27 protein-coding genes are annotated in these 20663 nt (G+C 47.2%); 7 read left to right on the forward strand and 20 right to left on the reverse strand.

What is annotated here, in order from left to right:
• Positions 1–3 precede the first annotated feature (3 nt).
• Positions 4–900 carry a peptidase U32 family protein gene (locus tag KNO86_RS03125; RefSeq protein WP_353047403.1) on the reverse strand — a complete coding sequence of 299 codons (897 nt, stop codon included), beginning with the start codon at positions 898–900 and terminating at the stop codon, positions 4–6.
• A gap of 154 nt (positions 901–1054) precedes the next feature.
• Between KNO86_RS03125 and KNO86_RS03130 the strand changes: the two genes are divergently transcribed.
• Positions 1055–1846 carry an SDR family NAD(P)-dependent oxidoreductase gene (locus tag KNO86_RS03130; RefSeq protein ID WP_251126875.1) on the forward strand — a complete coding sequence of 264 codons (792 nt, stop codon included), beginning with the start codon at positions 1055–1057 and terminating at the stop codon, positions 1844–1846.
• 31 nt (positions 1847–1877) lie between these two features.
• Here KNO86_RS03130 and KNO86_RS03135 read toward each other — a convergent pair whose 3' ends face one another.
• From KNO86_RS03135 to rnz, 7 genes are read right to left on the reverse strand one after another with little or no spacing between them, the layout of a single operon-like run.
• Positions 1878–2210 carry a hypothetical protein gene (locus KNO86_RS03135; protein ID WP_074033266.1) on the reverse strand — a complete coding sequence of 111 codons (333 nt, stop codon included), beginning with the start codon at positions 2208–2210 and terminating at the stop codon, positions 1878–1880.
• Between the two features lie 41 nt (positions 2211–2251).
• Positions 2252–2797 (reverse strand): hypothetical protein, encoded by a 546-nt coding sequence (locus tag KNO86_RS03140; RefSeq protein ID WP_214692874.1) that lies wholly within the window; start codon positions 2795–2797, stop codon positions 2252–2254.
• Positions 2770–3726: an ATP-binding cassette domain-containing protein gene (locus tag KNO86_RS03145; RefSeq protein ID WP_214692876.1), complete on the reverse strand. Its 957-nt coding sequence runs from the start codon at positions 3724–3726 to the stop codon at positions 2770–2772. The genes KNO86_RS03140 and KNO86_RS03145 overlap by 28 nt, the downstream gene beginning before the upstream one ends.
• Complete coding sequence (locus KNO86_RS03150; protein WP_251126876.1) at positions 3704–4390, reverse strand: hypothetical protein; 687 nt, start codon at positions 4388–4390, stop codon at positions 3704–3706. The genes KNO86_RS03145 and KNO86_RS03150 overlap by 23 nt, the downstream gene beginning before the upstream one ends.
• On the reverse strand, positions 4341–4748 hold the full coding sequence (locus KNO86_RS03155; RefSeq protein ID WP_074033270.1) for a DUF4430 domain-containing protein: 408 nt from the start codon (positions 4746–4748) through the stop codon (positions 4341–4343). The genes KNO86_RS03150 and KNO86_RS03155 overlap by 50 nt, the downstream gene beginning before the upstream one ends.
• Positions 4745–5632: a hypothetical protein gene (locus KNO86_RS03160; RefSeq protein WP_214692878.1), complete on the reverse strand. Its 888-nt coding sequence runs from the start codon at positions 5630–5632 to the stop codon at positions 4745–4747. The genes KNO86_RS03155 and KNO86_RS03160 overlap by 4 nt, the downstream gene beginning before the upstream one ends.
• Before the next feature lies 1 nt (position 5633).
• Positions 5634–6539: a ribonuclease Z gene (gene rnz / locus KNO86_RS03165; protein WP_214692880.1), complete on the reverse strand. Its 906-nt coding sequence runs from the start codon at positions 6537–6539 to the stop codon at positions 5634–5636.
• Positions 6540–6613: 74 nt separating this feature from the next.
• On the opposite strand from rnz, the gene KNO86_RS03170 reads away from it, so the two are divergent.
• Positions 6614–6787 (forward strand): hypothetical protein, encoded by a 174-nt coding sequence (locus tag KNO86_RS03170; protein WP_214692882.1) that lies wholly within the window; start codon positions 6614–6616, stop codon positions 6785–6787.
• Between the two features lie 46 nt (positions 6788–6833).
• Here KNO86_RS03170 and KNO86_RS03175 read toward each other — a convergent pair whose 3' ends face one another.
• Together KNO86_RS03175 and KNO86_RS03180 are read right to left on the reverse strand one after the other, a co-directional pair.
• Positions 6834–7961 (reverse strand): M20/M25/M40 family metallo-hydrolase, encoded by a 1128-nt coding sequence (locus KNO86_RS03175; RefSeq protein WP_214693991.1) that lies wholly within the window; start codon positions 7959–7961, stop codon positions 6834–6836.
• A gap of 173 nt (positions 7962–8134) precedes the next feature.
• A complete protein-coding gene (locus tag KNO86_RS03180; RefSeq protein ID WP_214692884.1) occupies positions 8135–9133 on the reverse strand; it encodes an aromatic acid exporter family protein in 999 nt (332 codons plus the stop codon).
• A gap of 77 nt (positions 9134–9210) precedes the next feature.
• On the opposite strand from KNO86_RS03180, the gene KNO86_RS03185 reads away from it, so the two are divergent.
• Entirely contained in the window at positions 9211–10281 is a 1071-nt protein-coding gene (locus tag KNO86_RS03185; RefSeq protein WP_251126877.1) for an N-acetylglucosaminidase, read from the forward strand.
• A 47-nt stretch (positions 10282–10328) separates the two neighbouring features.
• Here the strand turns inward: KNO86_RS03185 and KNO86_RS03190 are convergent, their stop codons facing one another.
• Entirely contained in the window at positions 10329–10955 is a 627-nt protein-coding gene (locus KNO86_RS03190; protein WP_214692886.1) for a hypothetical protein, read from the reverse strand.
• Positions 10956–11129: 174 nt separating this feature from the next.
• On the opposite strand from KNO86_RS03190, the gene fadH reads away from it, so the two are divergent.
• Complete coding sequence (gene fadH / locus KNO86_RS03195; protein WP_353047410.1) at positions 11130–11900, forward strand: 2,4-dienoyl-CoA reductase; 771 nt, start codon at positions 11130–11132, stop codon at positions 11898–11900.
• A gap of 45 nt (positions 11901–11945) precedes the next feature.
• Here fadH and KNO86_RS03200 read toward each other — a convergent pair whose 3' ends face one another.
• The 8 genes from KNO86_RS03200 to KNO86_RS03235 all read right to left on the reverse strand — a co-directional run bounded on the left by KNO86_RS03200 (position 11946) and on the right by KNO86_RS03235 (position 17688).
• Complete coding sequence (locus KNO86_RS03200; protein WP_214692890.1) at positions 11946–12521, reverse strand: HD domain-containing protein; 576 nt, start codon at positions 12519–12521, stop codon at positions 11946–11948.
• Between the two features lie 2 nt (positions 12522–12523).
• A complete protein-coding gene (locus tag KNO86_RS03205) occupies positions 12524–13198 on the reverse strand; it encodes a metal-dependent hydrolase (RefSeq protein ID WP_214692892.1) in 675 nt (224 codons plus the stop codon).
• Between the two features lie 30 nt (positions 13199–13228).
• Positions 13229–13951 (reverse strand): amino acid ABC transporter ATP-binding protein, encoded by a 723-nt coding sequence (locus KNO86_RS03210; protein WP_214692901.1) that lies wholly within the window; start codon positions 13949–13951, stop codon positions 13229–13231.
• Positions 13948–14607 carry an amino acid ABC transporter permease gene (locus KNO86_RS03215; RefSeq protein ID WP_012726548.1) on the reverse strand — a complete coding sequence of 220 codons (660 nt, stop codon included), beginning with the start codon at positions 14605–14607 and terminating at the stop codon, positions 13948–13950. Before KNO86_RS03215 ends, KNO86_RS03210 begins: the two co-directional genes overlap by 4 nt.
• A 60-nt stretch (positions 14608–14667) precedes the next feature.
• The gene (locus KNO86_RS03220) at positions 14668–15459 is read right to left on the reverse strand and encodes a transporter substrate-binding domain-containing protein (protein ID WP_214692908.1); all 792 of its coding nucleotides are present in this window, start codon (positions 15457–15459) and stop codon (positions 14668–14670) included.
• Between the two features lie 182 nt (positions 15460–15641).
• Positions 15642–15983, reverse strand: a complete 342-nt coding sequence (locus KNO86_RS03225; protein ID WP_214692910.1) for a DUF952 domain-containing protein — start codon at positions 15981–15983, stop codon at positions 15642–15644.
• A gap of 56 nt (positions 15984–16039) precedes the next feature.
• A complete protein-coding gene (locus KNO86_RS03230) occupies positions 16040–16468 on the reverse strand; it encodes a BrxA/BrxB family bacilliredoxin (RefSeq protein ID WP_012726551.1) in 429 nt (142 codons plus the stop codon).
• Positions 16469–16503: 35 nt separating this feature from the next.
• The gene (locus KNO86_RS03235) at positions 16504–17688 is read right to left on the reverse strand and encodes a class I SAM-dependent methyltransferase (RefSeq protein ID WP_214692912.1); all 1185 of its coding nucleotides are present in this window, start codon (positions 17686–17688) and stop codon (positions 16504–16506) included.
• 99 nt (positions 17689–17787) lie between these two features.
• On the opposite strand from KNO86_RS03235, the gene KNO86_RS03240 reads away from it, so the two are divergent.
• The 3 genes from KNO86_RS03240 to KNO86_RS03250 all read left to right on the forward strand — a co-directional run bounded on the left by KNO86_RS03240 (position 17788) and on the right by KNO86_RS03250 (position 19295).
• Positions 17788–18561 (forward strand): sporulation protein, encoded by a 774-nt coding sequence (locus tag KNO86_RS03240; RefSeq protein ID WP_214692914.1) that lies wholly within the window; start codon positions 17788–17790, stop codon positions 18559–18561.
• A 118-nt stretch (positions 18562–18679) separates the two neighbouring features.
• Entirely contained in the window at positions 18680–19060 is a 381-nt protein-coding gene (locus tag KNO86_RS03245; protein WP_214692920.1) for a hypothetical protein, read from the forward strand.
• A gap of 16 nt (positions 19061–19076) precedes the next feature.
• Positions 19077–19295: a hypothetical protein gene (locus KNO86_RS03250; RefSeq protein ID WP_214692922.1), complete on the forward strand. Its 219-nt coding sequence runs from the start codon at positions 19077–19079 to the stop codon at positions 19293–19295.
• Between the two features lie 38 nt (positions 19296–19333).
• Here the strand turns inward: KNO86_RS03250 and KNO86_RS03255 are convergent, their stop codons facing one another.
• On the reverse strand, positions 19334–20653 hold the full coding sequence (locus tag KNO86_RS03255) for a dihydrolipoamide acetyltransferase family protein (RefSeq protein WP_251125248.1): 1320 nt from the start codon (positions 20651–20653) through the stop codon (positions 19334–19336).
• Positions 20654–20663: the final 10 nt, after the last annotated feature.

Genomic DNA, 20663 nt, shown 5'->3' on the forward strand with positions numbered 1-20663 from the left:
CCCTCACTTGATCTCTTCTGGTTTGCGTAACAATAGTCCCGTTCCGAGTCGAAACGCTTTCGGTTGTAATTCTCTGAGGCGGTGTTCCATCTCGATTCGGTCGAATTGACCATTCAATAGATTCGCCCGTGCGACGGTAAACAACTGAACGATTTCAACAAACTGTTCTCCCGCGTGCCAGCCATCAAGTTTCCATGTGTGAAGGCCGTTTTTGACTAACGTCGGTAGCTGACCCATAAGCGTCAAATCTTCTGAGAAAATATGTGTGCCATTCTCGTCCTCGTAGATGGGGTAACGACTCTCCGCATCTGCTGGCTCACTCATATAAAACTCACGTTGTTTCGCCTCTTCAGAAGAGCGTCCAAGTTCATTGAAATAGTTTGTCACGAGCGGTCGCTTCGAATGATGGATACACGTCGGACCGTACACTTGAACTTCAACGGGGAGACCGATTTGTTGCTGAATCAACACCAATTCCTCGAGAGTGACTTCGCGCGCAACGACGGCTCCGATGGCCTCATGTTTCCCCCAGAACTGAATCTGTTTGGCGGACGTGACGAGCGTTTGGGCATCGTACCAATAGGGAATTTTCGCTTGACGGATCAAACGGATGGCCCCGGGATCCCCGGCTGTCACATCGTCGACGCCGATTGCTTTCAACGTTTGTAAATAATCCGGCAATTCTTGAATGTGGTCGTTATGCATCAAATTGTTGACGGCCACCGTCACTTCTTTTCCGTATCGATGGGCAAGCTGTGTGACTTCCCTCACAGCATCGATTGTCCAGTCTCCCTTTTGTCTCAAGCCGAACCTAGAATTCCCGATATATAATCGGTCCGTACCCGCTTTAATTAACGCTTCTGCTTGTTCGACGCTTTGCGCCGTAGTGACGAGCTGAATCATCATATTTGTTCTTCTCCCTACTTTGTGAGTCTAATCACATATTCTTGCTATACTTTAGCATAGGATCGAATGTGCAAACGGGGCAGGATTTTAACAACTCGTGAAGAATTCAGTAACAATGTATGACTTTTCATTAAAGGAGTGGATCACGTTGTCAAAGACAGCTTTAATTACCGGGGCCTCGATGGGCATCGGTTTAGACTTGGCCGTACTCGCCGCACGAGACGGGTACGACTGTATTCTCGTATCCCGAAACGAACCTCGCTTACACGAACTGAAAAAAGTACTTGAAACGAGATATCGAATCAATGTACATGTCTTCGCGCTCGATTTGGCGAAACATGACGCTGCCAACCGTTTGACTTCGATGATTGAAGAAGCGGGACTAACCGTCGACTTTTTGATAAACAATGCTGGATTTGGAACGTCAGGTGCGTTCGCTGACCTCGATGCCGAGACGGAGGCGGACGAAGTCCGATTGAACGTCAACACATTGACGGAACTGACAAAAGCCTATTTACCGGGTATGCTCGAACGAAATCACGGCTATGTGCTAAACGTCGCTTCCGTCGCTGCGTTCCAACCCGGTCCGTATATGGCCGTTTACTATGCGACGAAGGCTTATGTCCTCTCACTTACCGAGGCGTTGCATGCCGAAGTGAAAGGGAGCGGTGTTCACGTCAGTGTCCTCTGTCCTGGCCCGACAGATACGAATTTCTTTGATCGCGCCGGTAGTGAATTGTCCTTCTCAAAAATGCCATCTCACCTCGTCGCCTTCTTCGGTTATAAAGGTGTCATGAATAATAAGCGCGTGGTTGTGCCTGGTCTCTCGAATCAACTCCTAGTCGGGTTGGCTAAGTTGATGCCACGTGCTCTCAGTCTCGAAGTATTGCGTCGTGTCCAAAAACCAGCAGACGGGTCAGCCACTGAATCAACGACATGAAAAAAGGAGCGACCGGCGACGGTCGCTCCTTTTAAGATTCTGAAGGTAATCGCGAGACACTTACGAGCCGATGTAAAAAGACACCTGCTGGAATCATCGTCATGAGCGCTGTCGAGAGGACGACTCCCCACGCAAGCACAGCATCTAGTGACCATTCACCTGAGGTCAATTGATCCATCACGCTCAACTGTTCTACTGATAGAACAATCATCAGCGCTGGCCATACACTCGCTGCTAGAATGCTTAGCATGGCGAAACGGGCCCTCGTATAACGTTTCACTAAAAGAACAAGGTTTAATAAGATAAACAACAACCCTACGAGTAGAAACATGCCGACTTCAGTGATGTTAATATAAGCACTCATCCGTCGTTCACCTCACTCAATATGATAGGAATATTGTATATTTACCCGAGTTGACGAAGGAATATGCGCTCAAATAGCGGACGAATCATGATCAAGAAGACGACATTCGAAATACCGTGGGCCAGATCAAATGGAAAACTGAGTAAGAACAACTTCACGACATCCGTCCCGACCACTTCAATGAACGCCAAGTTTGTCGTCCACCCATATAAAAAACCTGATAGTAAACCGAGCAGTAAGAAAAGGATTGTCGATTTCAATAGAATCGGTCGAAATAAACGGACGAGCACAACGACAAGGAGCCATCCTAAAAATTGATAAAATACAAAGGGACCAATCCCAAGCAAAAGTCCTGACAAAATCGGAACAAAAAGCGCGAGGATGGCGGCCCCGTTCAAACTGACCAGTAAGGCCGTCAACATGATCATGGCCGTCGTCGGTTGAACATTCGGTATCGTCATAAAGAGCCAACGCCCAATGACCGCAAGTGCTAACAATTGAACGAGTGGTTGAATCGGGATTCTAGATTTTTCGAACCGGTACAACACGACGATCGCGATCAGGATGGCGAAGACGTATGTGACCATAAGGTGCTCCGATCTTGAAAAAGGTTCCGATCGCCTTGAAAGACGACTTGACCGCTCGCTAGATAAATCACATCCGTCGCAACCTGTATGAGGCCCATGTCATGTGTTGCACAAATCACGCGGGCCGACTTTGCTTTTTGTTGAAGGGCTCTGAAGAACGCATCCCGCTCTCCCCTCGTCAAATCCACGGTCGGTTCATCGAGTAAAAGAACACTCGACGGATCGTGTAGGACGGATTGAAGTTGGGCGACCCGTCGCTTCTCTTCTTGTGGGAACGGACCAACTTCTGGATTGGCAGGAAGATAGACTGCCCGCTCCCCCTTTTTCACTCGTCCCTGAAGTGGACGTCTACTTCTAGCTAATAGTTCGAGTAAAGTTGACTTCCCACTCCCGTTCGTCCCGACACAAACTGTGAGTCCAGGCTCAGTCATCTGAACCGTCACGTGATCAATCGCATAGGTCGCTTGCAGAGGATGCCGATAAGATACGTCGGTCGCATCGATGGAAGGTTTCGTTTTCGATTCGTTGAACGTGAACGTCACTTCTCCAGAAGGTTCTTTCGCTCGCTCGGTATAACCGATTTGTACCCCGATTCCAGAAATACGGCGGAGCAACATCTCTAAATGCTCTCTTCGAAATTGGTCTAGATGCCGAAATGGTTCAATCAGGACGATGGAGTCCGGTCGATTTAACAGGGCGTAGGCGACTCGAACAATCTGTTGTTCTCCACTCGAACATGCATCAAACCGCTTCGGATAAAGCGCGTCGATTTGTAATAGTGTAGCGAGTTCCGCCCCTCGAAAAGGATCGACACTCGAAAGTAAGTGCCCAACCTTTCCTGAGAACGATTGCGTCATCTCGATCACATACGGGCGGTAACGTTCGACGTATTGCTCGAACGAACCGTCAACGGTAGATAGCCATTGCATCACGCATCCCTCCTTTCGTGAGATAAGGATAAATCAGCCAAAGTCCGACAAACAGATGAAGTGAGGAAAAACAAATGATTACGATGAGGACGATTTGCAACAAATCCTCTAAACGAAAGCGCCGTATCGGGTCAACCGCAAACTTCGGCTCAGTTTGCTGACTTTCAATCCCGATTTGCACACCCTCTAGCCAAGATGCCCTCGGATGACTCCTGACTGCCTGACGTACCGCCTGCTCCATTGACGGAATGAGGGCCCATGCGCCGTATAAGAGTGAAGACGATCGTGGAAAGTTCGATAAGAGCGGGAGCAATCGTTCGAGACGAATGATGCGTGCAATCCATAACATCCCGAGTAAAAAGGCAGCCAATTTCAAAAGCTGACGCCATATGTATGAATAAGAAATTTCCCAACCAATCAGGATGGGCATGATTGAAATCAACCCAAACGCAATCAGTATGGAGAGCATTGACCAAGGGAAACGACGTTCAATGATGAGCAGCAAGAGGAGTCCAACCACAAAAAAAGTGACGTCTTCGACATTCATTAATATGTAAAGGTGACAGAAGAGATAGAAAAGGAGCGTGACAGGATGTCTCCGCTCCCAATCTGCCTCATTCGAAGAAAGCCACTGCATCTTCTTCGAACCGCCATTGAATAACATCCGTCGATTCCACTTCTTTGGCGCCCGCACCTTCATCCCCGGGTGCACCGTTGAAAGCAAATACCCATCCTGACGATTGTCCTTCAGATTTTTCTTCGATTCCTTCGATTGCCGTCACATAGGACATGTCACCGCTCCCTGTCACCTCAAGGTCGAGTCCTGTTGCTTTTAATGCATCGAGAACAGTCGCGTCCTCTTCTAGGCAGACACTTTTCTCTTGATAGAGCGTTTCCTCAGTCGCTGCGTTATAGACCGAAATAGTCGGACTAACTCCGCACGATTCTTGTTGCGCCTCTTCCCCGCCACATCCGGCAAGTAGTGCGGTCGCTAGTAGAGCAATCGTTACATATGATTTCATTGGTCTGTCAAATCCTCTCGTTGGTGTATCGAATAATTGTAAAGAATCGCATAGCGTTCACCTGTGCTACGTCCCTCTTGCGTCAGTCCGACGAGCTGGATACTGTTAGCAAGGACTGGTTCACGTTGTAGCCAGAACTTAACGAGCTCATTGTCACGGTTGATCATGAGCATCGACTCATTCTCGAACGTATACATATCATACAGCCCATCGTAAGAAAGTTGAAGGATTGGGGCGGCTATGACATCTGTATATTCTTCCCATGAAGGTTCCCTTAAAGTAGACAACATATGGTCAAATTCGACGAGCTTTTCAAAGAATGCCTGACCTGATTCTTTTCGTAATTCATCGACCTGTTCATAAGATAATTGGCCGTCTGCGTACGTCACGCGAATTTGTTGGAACGATTCGGCTCGTTCGACCATCAGCAAATACTCAATCGATTGAACGTCCCCATCCCGATGAATTTGAAGTTTACCTCGGTCTAGCTTGATGGAGTCACTGTGGACTCGTTGTAAGATTTTCTCTGTCATCTCATCGAAAGATTCATTCGTGACAGAAACGGCGCCGATTTGTTGCGATTCCGCACGAAACCCAGATTGGTCAAACAATGGTACGAACAATAAAACGATAAAAAAGAAAAATCCTAAAAGTGCTCCATACCATTTATAGCGGCTGTTCTGTTTTGGGAAGAATAAAAAAGACAATAAAAACCCGATTGGGATATGAAATCCACCGATTGGAAACGAAACGATGCCGAGCAGTGAATAAAATAAAAACTTCGGAAAGAAATTGGCTTCCGGTTCTTTCAATTGGTTCAAGCGGACACCTAACAGGACGCTGATCACTAAAAACGCGGCCCAAACATAGAGTTGAATGGTCACATCAATCCCCCACTGTATATTCTAAAAAGTCGGTCGCAACTAAACTCGATGGAAAATCCGAAACGACCTCTTGTTCAAATTCTTCCTCTCGTCCGACATATCGAGCGGAAATATGCGTGACAATCAATTGGCCTACCGCAGACGCTTTCGCAAGAGTAGTCGCTTCACGCGTCGTCGAGTGACCATATTTTCGGGCGAGCGGTTGTTCACTTTCCATGAATGTCGCCTCATAAACGAGGAGGTCGGCCCCTTCTGCTAACAATCGCGCGTTCTCGCATGGCGTCGTGTCCCCAAGAATCGCAACGACTTTGCCCGGAGTCGGTTCAGTGACGTATTCTTTAGAATCGTACCATTTTCCTTCATATTCGAACCGTTCTTGTTCTTTGATTGTTTTATAGATGGGTCCACTTGGGATTCCAAGCTCTCTTACCCGATCGACGCGTAACGTTCCCGGTTTTTCCGGGCCTGTGACACGAAACCCGTAAGAAGGGAACCGATGCTCTAATTTTCGCACAGTGATCGTATGACCGTCTTGCTCAAATGTGTCTCCGTCCGTGAATTCAATGACGTTCAACTCATAACCGAGATGAGAACCTGTGACGCGAAGTGTCGCTTCGAGCCATTTCTTTAATCCTTTTGGACCATAAACCGTGAGAGGATCCATTCCGTCTAACGCAGAACGGGTCGATAAAAATCCAGGTAAGCCAAATACATGGTCACCATGCAAATGTGTCACCCATACCGCTGTCACTTTACGTGGTTTGACTTTCGTGTAGAGCATCTGATGTTGAGTCCCCTCTCCACAGTCGACCAACCAGGTGACTTTCGGTAAAACGAGCGCAAGACCTGACACGTTACGCTGTTTTGATGGCATACCTGATCCAGTTCCTAAAAACTGTAACTTCATAAATAAATTAGTCCTTTCTTCAAGTCCGTTCCATGCTATACTTGTGGTAATCGCTGAAAAGGATGTGATTTGTGATGACCAAAGCAGAACAACCCGAATCCATTTACGAGACGATTCGAGACCGTGCGGCTTTGATGAATCGCTTGCACCAACAGGAACAAGGCACCTCTATCCGCATTCACGACATAGCGATCGAACTTCATTGCACAGACGAGTTGATTTTGGAGTCTCTGGAGTTCGCAGCATAACGAGTACGAACACATACGAAGAGCCGACGAATGGTCGGCTCTTTTTTTATTGCTTAGGTGATGCGACTTCTTCAACAATCGTGACGACATACTCAACGAGTTTATACAGCTCTTCAAGTGGCATCCGCTCATTCGTCGTATGAATTTCTTCATAACCGACCGCTAAGTTGACTGTCGGAATTCCGCCACCGGCGATGACGTTCGCATCCGAACCGCCACCAGAGTGCAAGATTCGTGTCGGACGTCCGATTGCCGTCGCCGCACGTTTTGCGACCTCGACAACTTCATCGCCTTCTTCAAACTTGAATCCCGGGTACATGATGTCGATGTCGACTTCAGCACGACCACCGAATGACTCCGCCACTTCGATATAGGCTTGCTTCATCGTTTCCGCCTGTTTCTCCATTTTCTCATGAATGAGCGAACGAGCCTCAGCGAGTACTTCGACATAGTCACAAACGATGTTTGTGGCACGTCCCCCTTCGAAGCGTCCGATGTTCGCCGTTGTTTCTTCATCGATTCGACCGAGTGGCATCTTCGCGATGGCTTTTGCTGCGATTTGAATCGCTGAAATCCCTTTCTCAGGAGCGACACCCGCATGAGCCGTCTTGCCATAAATCTTCGCGTTCACTTTCGCTTGTGTCGGTGCCGCGACGATGATGTCGCCGACTGGACCGTCCGAGTCAAGCGCAAAACCGAACTTCGCGTCGATTTTTGATAAATCCAAGACTTTCGCCCCGACGAGTCCTGATTCTTCCCCGACCGTAATCACGAATTGAATCTGACCGTGTGGAATCTGTTTTTCATTCAATACGCGAACAAGCTCGATCATCGCTGTGAGACCTGTCTTATCATCTGCACCAAGGATTGTTGTGCCATCCGTGACGACATAACCATCTTTAATGCTCGTCTTGATTCCCTTCCCAGGTGTCACCGTATCCATGTGAGCTGTGAAGTAAATCGGATCAACATTCTCTTTCGTTGCAGGCAACGTGATGATTAAGTTGTTACCAGAATGTGCTGTCTTCGTTGATGCATCGTCTTCATACACATCACATCCAAGCTCTGTGAATACCGCTTTCAAGTGTTCACAAATGACAGCTTCTTCCTTCGTTTCTGAATCGATGCCGACCAATCCTAAAAATGTGTCGAGCACACGTGTCTCGTTTACCATAAACAACATCCCTCCATCCAAACATTTCTTGACCATTATAACAAACTCCCTTAGATTGCACGAATCTTTTCCATTCTGTACAATGATGGCAAACACGTACATGGAGGCAAGTTATGAAGAAAAAGCAAAAAAGACGACAACGCATCATTCAAATTGGCGTCATCGTCATCGTCTCAATCTTTTTGATCAGCACGTTTCTCTCGAGCATGACCATGTTCTTTTAAGAGCAAAATATAACGCTCTTTCAAGATCAAATAACTTTTCACATCCGATAAAATGTTCAACAAAGATGAGCGTACCTCAAATTCTTCACGTGTTGTGGGGAGAGGTACGTTTTTTCGATAATGTTCAATCATTTCTTCGAGTTCTTGCAGAAAGACGGAAGCGTCCGCCTGCTCGTTCACGTGGTCCCCTACGCGACGCAAAAATGTTGCAACAGGTTTTGCTTCATTGACGACCATGGTGATTTCTCTTGCGTTATCAGCAACCCGCTTCAAAATATCGTATTGTCGCTCCCGCATCCGGAAGTAGAGATAGTCCATGTCTTCATTCCGTTTCCCGATGGAGTTACCCATACGACGAAGGGCCAAATCTTTCCCTTCTTTCAAATAGTCCCGTGTCTTGATCAGCATCATCGAATGGTTGTTATACACACCGGTCTCGACACAGGCTGCCACATCGTAAAAGAGTACGGCAAGCGATCGATCGATACTATCTTTGATTCGCTCGATTTCACGGTCTAGCGTCGGCATATACATGTTGACGACGAGTCCGACCCCGACACCAATCGCGATGAGCAATAACTCGTTGATGAACAATTCGAGTGAAAACTGTGCCTCGGTATAGAGATGCGTCAAGATCACGACACTCGTAATGAGTCCATCTTGCAGTTTCAGTTGTTGTACGAGCGGAATGAAGATGACAAAATAAAATGTGAGCGTCACTGGTGAATAACCTAGTAACGTAAACATCGCGGCGCCCATCCCGATGGCGAGAAGACTCGCCATGACACGTTCATACGAGGCGCGAATGGATTTCTTGCGTGTCTCTTGAATACTCAAAATGGCGATAATAGCAGCAAATACAAAATAATCAAGATGAATCGTCTCGGAAATGAGCATTGCGATACCCGCTGCGACCGCGGTTTTTAACGTCCGCGTTCCAATTTTCATACTGATTTCCCCCTTCTCCATCAAATTGTTGACTAAATCAACTCGTTTGGCAATTCAAAAGTTTGGAAGTGATCTGATTGAAACGAAAGAAAAAACGTACGATTTGGCCGATGATTGCGACGCTTAGTCTCGCCATCGCCGCATTTTTATGGATTCAGTCCGCCCGTGAAGACACGTATACTGTCGAAACCGTCACGAACGGAGACCGTGTCACACGGTCGTTCGAATCTCTTGCTGAGGCAAAACGCTATATGGCAGCGGGAAATAACCGCACCTTATTCTCTCCTTCTGGAGAAGTTCTCGACTTCACAGGCACCGGTGTGGTCGTGACTCCAAGCGATGCCATCACGAACCTTTACGAAGATCAATCGTTTAAAAAACGTCAGTCTTATGTCGCTGGTGGTACAAGACTTCAACTCCTTGAACGAGGCGAAGACCATTTGAAAGTACGCATCTCAGGCGCAGACGTCTATATAAAGCCTGATCAGATGGCATTGTTCCCAGAAGCCGTAGTAGAAAGACGTGGATATTACGAGATTCGAGATGGTGATGTATATCATTCCGTTGAGGCGAATGCGAATCTCGCCGGCACGTTTCTTGTCGGACCGACAGAGAAGCGCTCAGAAGATCGTTTTTATACGGAACGTGTCCGAGACGTCTTCGACTCTCCCTATCAATTTGCTTCAATACGATCATCGTCACCGTATTCCGTCAAAGCGTTCGATCAGTATTTACAATCCATCGACTCGCCACTCGCTGGAGAGGGTGACGCCTTCAAACGTGCGGAAGAGACATATGGCATCAATGCCTTATTCCTACTCGCTGTAGCCGGTCATGAGTCGAGGTTTGGGACGTCCGACATCGCACGGGAAAAACGTAACTTGTTCGGATTCCGGGCAACAGATGACGACCCGAGCGGCAATGCCACAACCTTTGAGACGGTTGAAGCGAGCGTTGACGCGGCTGCCGAACTGTTCGCCACAAAATATGTAAAAGGTCAATACGCACGCGGAGATTACCCTGGTAACAAACAAGAAGGAATTAACATCTTCTACGCCTCAGACCCGTATTGGGGTGAGAAGGTCGCCGGTACGATGTATGCAATCGATCGTGAACTTGGCTTAGAACAATTGAAACAAATGAAATGAACAGTAGCCCGGCTCAAATGAGTCGGGCTGATTAACGTATCATTGATTTATAAAGTATCCTTCACTTCATTTTCGTAAAGCTCGATGAGTCGATTGTTGTCAAGCACTTGCTCACTTGACTCTTCGTATCGTTCCGTGATGAGTGGGATTAGTTTTTCCCAAACAACCCATTTCACATATTGATCGCGATAATAATTATGATTCAGCTCATATACACTCATTTCTTTTGCCTCGGCATACCGTCTTTGTGACTCGACTACCTCCGCATCAGGTCCTCGTTCAATCCAACCATCGACTTCTTCATCTGTTACGACGACCCCATACTCGTCTTTCGCATGAGTCAACCAAGCACGTTCAAAATCAGCTTGCTCTGAAGCGCGCGTTATGAGCTTGTTTATATCAATGCTTTCATCAAATATACTCATCTCCACGTACATTCGTTCCGCCAACTTCCGTTCGAAATCATTCTTGATTTGCGGGGCCACATCGCGTTGGAAATCAGTTAAGATACCTTTTAGTTCGCCCACAGTCATCTCAGGAGCTGTCTTTGTTTCGACTTGAGAATTCGTCATCTTTTCAATCGGTTCGGACAAATCATCATCTCCCATATTCGTAAAAACGAGCGCTATCAAAACAAATATACTGAAAAGTGTTATTCCTAACAGTCGCTTCATGGCTTAGCATTCCCCTCTACCGGATTGATATCATCTTACGCACTTCAATCGTACCATATTCTATATACGCTTCTTGTCGAAGAAATGATTCAACACCAAATGACATCTGATTGAAGGAATTTCAAATCAGAAGACGAATACATAGAATGAACGACCATTCATTTTCAAGGGGGAATCAATATGAAAACGATTTGGATTACCGGGGGATCGTCTGGTATGGGGAAAGCCATGGCATTAAAATTTAAACAAGAAGGATGGAATGTCGCCATCAGTGGTCGAAACGAGGAACGACTACTTGAAGCGATGAACGAACTGAACGCTATTGAAGCAGGTCAAGCGATGAGTGTGCAGCATGATGTTCGTGATTATGAAGGATGCGCTCAAGCACTCGCTGACATCGTATCCGCTTACGGACCGGTTCACGCACTCGTCAACAACGCGGCAGGTAATTTCGTCTGTCCGACACTTGATTTGTCTCCGAACGGTTGGGCGAGCGTCATTGACATCGTCTTGAACGGCACATTCAACTGTACCCATGTTCTCGGGAAACATTGGGAAGCAGAAGAATTGCGAGGCGGGTCAATTATTAACATGGTCGCCTCGTATGCATGGCAGGCAGGGCCTGGTGTCGCACCGAGTGCGGCGGCGAAAGCGGGCGTCCTGAATTTGACGAGAACGCTCGCAGTCGAATGGGGCTATCAGTTCGGTGCCCGTGTCAATGCAATCAGCCCAGGACCGATTGAACGGACAGGTGGTGCGGAAAAACTCGTGTCCCATGTGAAAGAAGTGGAGCGGATTCGCCGCAACGTACCGCTCGGACGTTTTGGGACACCGGAAGAAATCGCTGACTTGGCCTATTGGATTTCCTCTGACGAGATGCGCTACTTGAACGGAGATTGTATCTCTCTTGACGGCGGCCACTGGCTAAACAAACATCCATTCTAATCTAATCAAAAGGACGACCGAATTAGATGTGTCTCGGTCGTCCTTTTATATGTCTTCTCCATCCCACTCTTCGTGAAACTGCACCAAAAAGCGCTCCATAAAAGCATGTCGTGACATCGCCAATTGTTTCGCTTTAGCGGTATGCATCCTAGACGCCAGATTCAACAGTTTATCTTGAAAATGTTGTATCGCACTTTCTTCCGACAGATTGAGCGGTGTTCCGCGAGAACCAGCGAATTGGAATGTTCGCGCAATCCCAATGGCCCCGATGGCATCAAGACGATCGGCGTCCTGCAAAATTTCACTTTCGCGAGTCGTAGGCTGAATCCCTTTTGAGAAAGACACTTCATCGATTAAGGTCAGCACTAAGTTTGCTTGCTCTTCAGTGATTTCTAGAGAAGTCAAATGTTGTTTGACGAGTCCCTTCGGTCGACCGAGCTTATGGTCTTCCACGTCATGTAAATACGCAGCAAGGATGAGCACTGTCTCGTCGACAGGCTCATCCTTCATCAAACGCTCCACCAGTCGGACGACGCGCTCAATATGAGCGGTGTCATGCCCTGTATGGTCTTCTGCATGAATCTGTTCGACGAACGTTTTCGTCGCTTGTATCACATCCACGCTTAAATCTCGATCGTCGTGTTCGGTTCAATCAAAAGACCACGACGATGTAACTGGTCACAGAATGCCTGAGCGTCCTGCTTGATCGGCGGGAACGTATTAAAGTGGATTGGGACGACCCGTTTGGCTTGGAGCCACTGCGCCGCGTCTAATGCATCTGCAGGTCCCATCGTAAAATTATCTCCGATTGGAAGGAATGCGACATCGATTTCGAAACGTTCTCCGTACATTTTCATATCCGAGAACAGGCTCGTATCCCCAGCGTGATAGAGCGTCAGCTCATTCGTCTCGATGATGAATCCGGCTGGCATCCCCATATAGATCGGTGTGTCGCCCATATCGAAACTCGAACTATGGAAGGCTTGTGTCATCGTGACACGTCCGAACGGGAAAGCGTGTCCGCCACCGATGTTCATTCCGTGTACAGAAAATCCTTTCTTCTCATAATAGGTCGCGAGCTCATGCGTCGCCACAATCGTCGCACCCGTCTCTTTCGCGATCAATTCGACATCTTCGATATGATCAAAGTGAGCATGGGTAAGCAACAAATAGTCTGGGCGTAACGTGGAAGGGTCTACTTCCGTATGAGGGTTACTCGTCAAAAATGGATCAATCAACACGTTAACGCCATCGATCTCAAATCCTACTGTCGCGTGTCCATAATAAGTGATTTTCATGTGCATTCATCCTTCCTTCGTAAGTTCAGATTACAACACTTTTTCTAAGAATCGTTTCGCGCGGTCTGTCTGCGGGTTCAACAACAAGTCGGCCGGTTTTCCTTCTTCCATCAGAATTCCTTCATCAAGGAAGAGGACACGGTCTGCCACTTCACGAGCAAAGCCCATTTCGTGTGTGACGACGACCATCGTCATTCCTGTCTCAGCCAATCCTTTCATGACATCGAGTACCTCGTTGACCATCTCAGGGTCAAGTGCCGATGTCGGCTCATCGAATAGCATGACGTTCGGTTCCATCGCCAAAGCACGTGCGATCGCGACACGTTGTTTTTGTCCACCTGATAATTGGCTCGGGTAGGCGTCGATTTTCTCAGAGAGGCCGACACGTTCGAGCAATTTTTTCGCACGTTCAAGAGCTTCAGCCTTACTGACTTTCAAAACATTGACCGGTGCATACGTCAAATTGTCCATTACGCTCATATGCGGGAAGAGGTTGAACTGTTGGAACACCATCCCGATATTTTGGCGAGCCTTCGCGACGTTCGCCCCTTTTTTCGTAAGTTCGAATCCATCCACACTGACCGTCCCGCTCGTCGGGATTTCTAGCATGTTCAAGCAACGCAGAAATGTCGATTTACCAGACCCAGACGGTCCGATGACGGCGACCACTTCACCACGTTCAATCGTCGTCGTGATTCCCTTCAATACTTCTAAGTCACCAAATTGTTTGTGTAGGTCTTTAACTTCGATCATCTTCCATCACTCTTTCTTAACCGTTTTTCTAGACGTTGTCCAAGATACGTCAAGATCATCACTATCGTAAAGTATATCACACCGGCGAATAGAAGCGGTTCGAAGTAGATTGCCTTCTGCCCACCGACAATCTGTGCCCGGCGCATAATGTCGAGTACGCCGACCGTCGAGACGAGTGCCGACTCTTTCGTCAATGTAATCATCTCGTTGACGAGGGCGGGCAAGATATTCTTGAACGCCTGCGGCAAGATGATTGAACGTAATTGTTTGACGTATGGGACACCTAAAGCATCAGATGCTTCCCATTGGCCTTTATCGACCGCTTGAATACCAGCACGAATAATCTCTGAAATATACGCCCCTGAGTTCAATGAAAAGGCGATGACTGCCGATTGATATGGCGTCGTGATATAGCCAGTCAATTGTGGCAACCCGAAGTGAATGATGGCAAGTTGCAAGATGAGTGGTGTCCCACGGAATACAGCCGTGTATGCATGTCCAATAAAATTGATGAGACGATTCGGTACGATTTTCAGTGTTGCAACGACAATACCAAGTGAAATCCCGATCAATGCCGAGACGATGACCACTTGGAACATGACTGGAATCCCTTCAAGTATGTAAGGAATCGAATCATAAATCCGGCTAAAATCCATTGTAAGTTCCTCCTAAAAAAGGGCTGACCGATTCATCTTCAGTCAGCCTCGTACGATTCATTATTCGGCTGGTGCAGCCTCTTCTTCAAACCATTTTTGTGCTAACTCTTCGATTTCTCCACTGTCGATCATCTTCTTCAACTCTTCGTTGAATTGATCGCGGAGTTCATCGTCTTTACGGAAGGCAGCAGCAGAGCCCGCTTCTTCTTCGTCCACGATTTCAAATGTTGTCAATTCGCTGTCTTGCTCGAGGTATTTCTTTGCGACCGTATCTTCGATGACCATTGCGTCAATACGTCCTGTCTTGATTTCCTGGATGATCTCAGGAATCTTGTTCAATGAAATGATTTCAGCGTCTGCGATTTGATCCTGTGCGATTCCTTCTTGAATCGAACCAAGCTGGACACCAATCTTTTTGCCTTTCAAATCTTCAAGTGATTGAAGTGAATCATCTTTCGATAAGATCAAGTTCACCGCTGTGAAATAGATATCCGAGAAATCGGCATTTTCTTTACGTTCTTCTGTCGGTGTCATACCAGCCATGACGAAGTCGACACGACCCGCGTTGAGGGCTCCGAGCAAGCTTCCGAAATCCATATCTTCAATTTTCAACTCATATCCCATGTTTTCTGCAACTTTTTTGGCGATGTCGATATCAAATCCGACGATCTCGTCGCCATTCGCTGTGTCGACGAATTCATACGGGAAGTAATCGGCACTCGTACCCATGACGATGACTTTGTCATCCTCACCATCGGTCGATGTCGATCCTCCTTCGTTCACGTCTGCTCCACATGCGACTGAGAACGCGGCCAGTCCTGCTAAACATAATGCTAGAAAACCTTTTTTCATCTTCATCTCCCTTTCGTAATTGAATGATAATTATCAGAACTTTAACAAAATTATGACATATGTGTGAACGTAACTCAACTGTTCTATGACACATCAGTTGTCCGACTTGTGTCTCCAACCACTATATACACATAATTATTACTTGTAAAGTATATTCATGCAATTTATACAAAAAAAGAAGGTCACATCCGCTCGAAAGCGAAATATGTGACCGTTCCGTTGTCGCGAGACCCATATGGTTGGACCTGTTTGACGGATGACATTGGGATGGCACTATACACGTGCGGATAACGTTCCCCGTCCTCATCTAACTCATAATGTAACAGTTGCCCAAGACGATTGACGTAAAGGGAGACGAGAACGACCGCTTCTCCCGCATACGACGCTTTGACGACCTTTCCAATCTGTTGCGGCGTACAACATTTAATCGTTCCTTCCGATTGAAGAGACGGTTCATTGATTTCACCGCGTGACAGGGCAATCATATATTCTGCCTCCGTCATAATTTTGATGACTGGTTCCATATACACTGCCCCTTTTCACAAAAGCGCAAAGGCAATGCCTTTGCGCCGTTGCTTGATTATGCGAAGTAGATATCGAACAATGTTTGTAATTGGTCGACAAGTTCTTCCGCAGTTGACGACTCGATTTCACTACGCTCTACCATCGTCACGATGTTTCCATCCTCGAGGAGGGCAATCGATGGTGAAGACGGTGCATATCCTTCAAAATACTCACGTGCACGATCTGTCGCTTCACGGTCTTGACCTGCAAACACGGTCACGAAATGGTCAGGTTTTACACCTTCCATCTTGTTTACGTAAGCAGCGGCCGGACGAGCGATCCCGCCTGCACAACCACATACCGAGTTAACGAGTACAAGTGTCTTCCCTTCTTTTTTCAGTGCCCCGTCTACTTCTTCCGGTGTCGTGAGCTCTGTGTATCCTGCAGCACGCACTTCGTTACGCGCTTGCTCGACTACATCTTGAAAATATAATTGAAAATCCATGTTGTTTCCCCTTTCGACATTTCGTCTATACTCTCTTATTTTACGTCTTGTTCTACCTCGAGGACAAGTCTATCGCTCAATTCACGTTCTAAGAACGGATCTGCCTGTAACATTTGTTTAAAGGCGAGGTAGCGCGCCTTCGTCTCAGCACTCGCTTTACGATTCGTCAAATACGCACGAATCATGATGTTCTTCGGTGTATGCTCGAGGTCGATGAACTCCAGTAACTGAGCTTCATAACCGACAAGCCCAAGAAGTTCAGCCCGAATCGAATCTGTCGCCAGCGAAGCGAACCGTTCTTTGATCAATCCATGCTGAAGCATCACGTCTAGATTCGGTGCTTGAAGTTGACGATTTAACTCCTTCTGACAGCAAGGAACACTCAAGATGACTTTCGCCCCCCAGCGGACGGCACGGGCCAATGCCATGTCGGTCGCCACGTCACATGCATGAAGCGTCACGACCATATCGACAGCTGTCTCCCCTTCATATTCATTGATGTCTCCAACTAAGAACTCAAGTCGCTCATATCCTAAGTCTTTCGCAATCGATGCACATTCTTCGATGACTTCTTTTTTCAAATCGAGACCTGTGATATGAACATCATATCCTTTCATCTCGTGTAAAAAGTGATAGAGCGCGAACGTCAAATACGACTTCCCTGAACCGAAATCCAAGATTCGGACGGTACGGTCTGTCGGCAAGTGTTTAAGCGAGTCCTCAATGAACTCAAGGAAGCGGTTGATTTGTTTAAACTTGTCATACTTTTGACGCTTCACTTTCCCATCACTCGACTGAATGCCGAGTCGAATTAAGAATGGGACTGGTTCGTCAAGTGGTAGCACATATTGTTTTTCCCGATTGTGGCTCAACTGAATTTCTTTTTGAGCTGTCTGTCTCTCTTTAAAGGTCACTTTAAATTTTTTGGATAACTGAAATTGAAGGTCAGACTCTTTTAATTGAAATTGCCCCTGTCTGAACGTTTCAAGAAGGTCGAACAATTCTTTTACAGCCTCATCCGGTGGTAAGTTTTTATGGTTCATCACCCGTTCGTACTGATATTCGAACTGGATGTGGTATGCATTCCGAAGCATGACCGGTTTCAATTTGACGCGTCTGAGATCACTTGATTTTTGACGGGGTTGACTGATTGTCGCCGACACGAGATGATTTGATTGGATCACGTCTTCGAGACGTTCTTGTAACGCTTTATATTCCAATGGATTCAATCCTTTTTTAGAAATTTTGAAACATATCGTTTCACCTGTCCGTACATACTATTACACGAAGACGACGTTACGTCAAAGGAGGATACACATATGTTTAAAAAGATTTTATCATCAATCGGAATCGGTGCCGCAAAAGTCGACACACGTTTGAATGAAAGCCATTGTACACCCGGTGGTGAACTCAATGGAGTAGTCCATGTAGAAGGAGGTTCAGTCGAACAGTCGGTCGACAGCATCTATCTTTTCTTCAACACGCTGTATAAACACGAAGTTAACGACAAGTCGACATACTCGACGTTTACGATTGAAAAGATTTTATTGAATGAGGCTCCATTTATGATCGGACCTGGAGAAGTGAAAGAGATTCCGTTCACGGTCAACGTCCCGTTCAATACCCCACTCTCTGTCAGCCAATCAAAATCATGGATTGAGACCGGGCTTGATATCGCCCAAGCCGTCGACCCAAAAGATGAAGATGCGATTACCGTTCAACCAAACGCTGCACAACAAGTCATTTTAGACGCGATGGACGAACTCGGTTTCCGTCTCAAGAAAGCCGACACAGAGATGCTCCCGGCACGCCATCGTTCAGGTCGTCTTCCGATTGCACAAGAACTCGAATATTCAGCGAACGGCTCACGTTTAGGGCGTCAGTTAGATGAAGTCGAAGTCGTCATCTTACAAGAAGAGGATTCGATTGAATTACTCATACAAGTCGACCGCAGTGTCCACGATTTCGGTAGTCTCTTCGCTGATTTGACGGGAACGGACGAGTCGACACATCGTGTGCGATATGACGTCGCGCGTTTATCAGTTGCCGAAGTCCGTCGCGACATCGAATCGATGATTGAACAATCGATTTGAGGAACTCACTGACACGCCATTTCTATGAATGGCGTGTTTTTCTGAGGTATTGAATTTGATAATCCATTATTTTACAATCAACATATGGAATCAACCCTTTTCTGGAGGTGACTACATCTTGTTTGCTTTAATAATGATTGGGAGTTTCGGTCTTGCAACGCTTGCCTTACCGATTCTAGAGACTAGTCTTTCTGATTCACTCGCTTTCTTCACGCTTGGTGGGCTCGAAGTGTTGATTGGTTTGATTGCCATGCGTCTCATGCGCAATCCGTCGTCAAACGCCTTATCCTTCATGAAGTTCATGCCCTATCTTGTACTATTGATTCATTTCCCTGCCTCACTCCTTTTGCTTTGGATTTCTTCGGTCAGACATGATGGGGTCTCTGCATTTTCATTAAACTATGTCTTCATATACTGGATGTTCCTGCTCCTGTTCGTCGTGATCAGCAGATTGACGTACCGTGTCCATCAACGACGATTTCAGAATGCCCTTGATTAGAAAGGATGATTCAACGTTGGATTTACTTCAGTTACTCCAAGACCGAGCAATAATCCCGCTTACACTATTCGCGACGCTCGGCCTATTCAGTCTCGTGTTTGCATTTTCACTCTATAAATCCAAACAACGACTCTCTAAGCGACTCGTCACAATAGGCATGTCCTTGTCGTTCCTTCTCTTACTGATCTCAGCCTCAAGCTTCGTCTTCACGGTATTCCTTGGCTATAACTCATGAAAAATGGAGGCGCCCCACTGGGAGCGCCTCCATTTTTTTCAATATACGGTATATGTGTTCGGGTCGATCGACTCGAGCGATTGTTTGATTGCTTGCAAGAACTGACCTGCGACGAGACCGTCGAGGACACGGTGGTCGACCGACATACAAAGGTTGACCATATCGCGTGCCGCAAACATTCCATTCATCCATACCGGACGCTTCACGATCGACTCGACTGAGAGGATTGCCGCTTGTGGGTAGTTCAAAATCGGTGCCGATTGGATCGAACCAAATGCACCTGTGTTGTTGATGGTGAACGTCCCACCACGCATCTCTTCTGCCTTCAAACGGTTCTCACGCGCTCGCGTTGCCACGTCTTGAAGGGCCACGGCGAGACCTTTGATGTTCTTCTCATCCGCTTGGCGAATGACCGGTACGTAAAGGGCGTCGTTTGCCGCGACGGCTACCGAGAGATGGATGTCTTGGTGAACTTTGATGTGATCTCCTGCCCACTCCGAGTTCATCATCGGATACTTCTTCAATGCTTCGATGGCAGCCTTCATGAAGAACGGCATGAACGTCAATTTGACGCCTTCCCGTTTCATGAACTCGTCTTTCAATTTCGCACGGGCTTCAACGAGGTTCGTCACATCCACTTCAATCATGAGCCATGCGTGTGGCGCCTCATGCTTCGAGCGGACCATATTGTTCGCAATCGCTTGACGTACCCCGGCTGTCGGAATCGATTCATAACGTCCAGATGACGTCGATGATGATGCGACCGGTTGTGACGGTTCAACGACAGGACGTGGCGCTTCAGTCGGAACGTCCATCTTTGTTTGTACCATCGTCTCTTGGACAGGTGCTTGTGTCGCTTTCTCAGGAGTCGATGCCGGACGTCCTTCTGATAAGTAACGAAGAATATCTTTCCGCGTGATCCGACCGCCTAGACCGCTTCCGCTCAGTTCATTCAAATCGATATCATTCTCGTTGGCGAGTCGGATGACAGCAGGTGAGTATCGACCGTTTCCACTCTGTTTTTTCGGAGTAGTGGCGACCGCTTGCTTAGAGACGGGTTCTGCAGGTGTCGTTTCTGCAATCGGTTCGGTCTTCGTCTCAACTACAGCTTCCTCCGCACTTTCAACTTCCATCGTCAATACCGGGGTCCCGACGCTGACAGTCTCCCCTTCTGGAATGAGAAACTCTTTGACGACTCCCGCACTAGTCGCCGGAATCTCGGCCGTCACTTTATCCGTCATGACTTCCGCGAGTGGTTCATACTCTTCCACACGGTCGCCCGGTTTGACGAGATAGGTCGTGATTGTGCCTTCTGTCACACTCTCCCCAAGTTGGGGCATGGTAATCGTTTGTTCCATGGAGATGCCT

Source organism: Exiguobacterium sp. s160 (assembly GCF_018617575.1).
Classification (GTDB): domain Bacteria; phylum Bacillota; class Bacilli; order Exiguobacteriales; family Exiguobacteriaceae; genus Exiguobacterium; species Exiguobacterium aestuarii_A.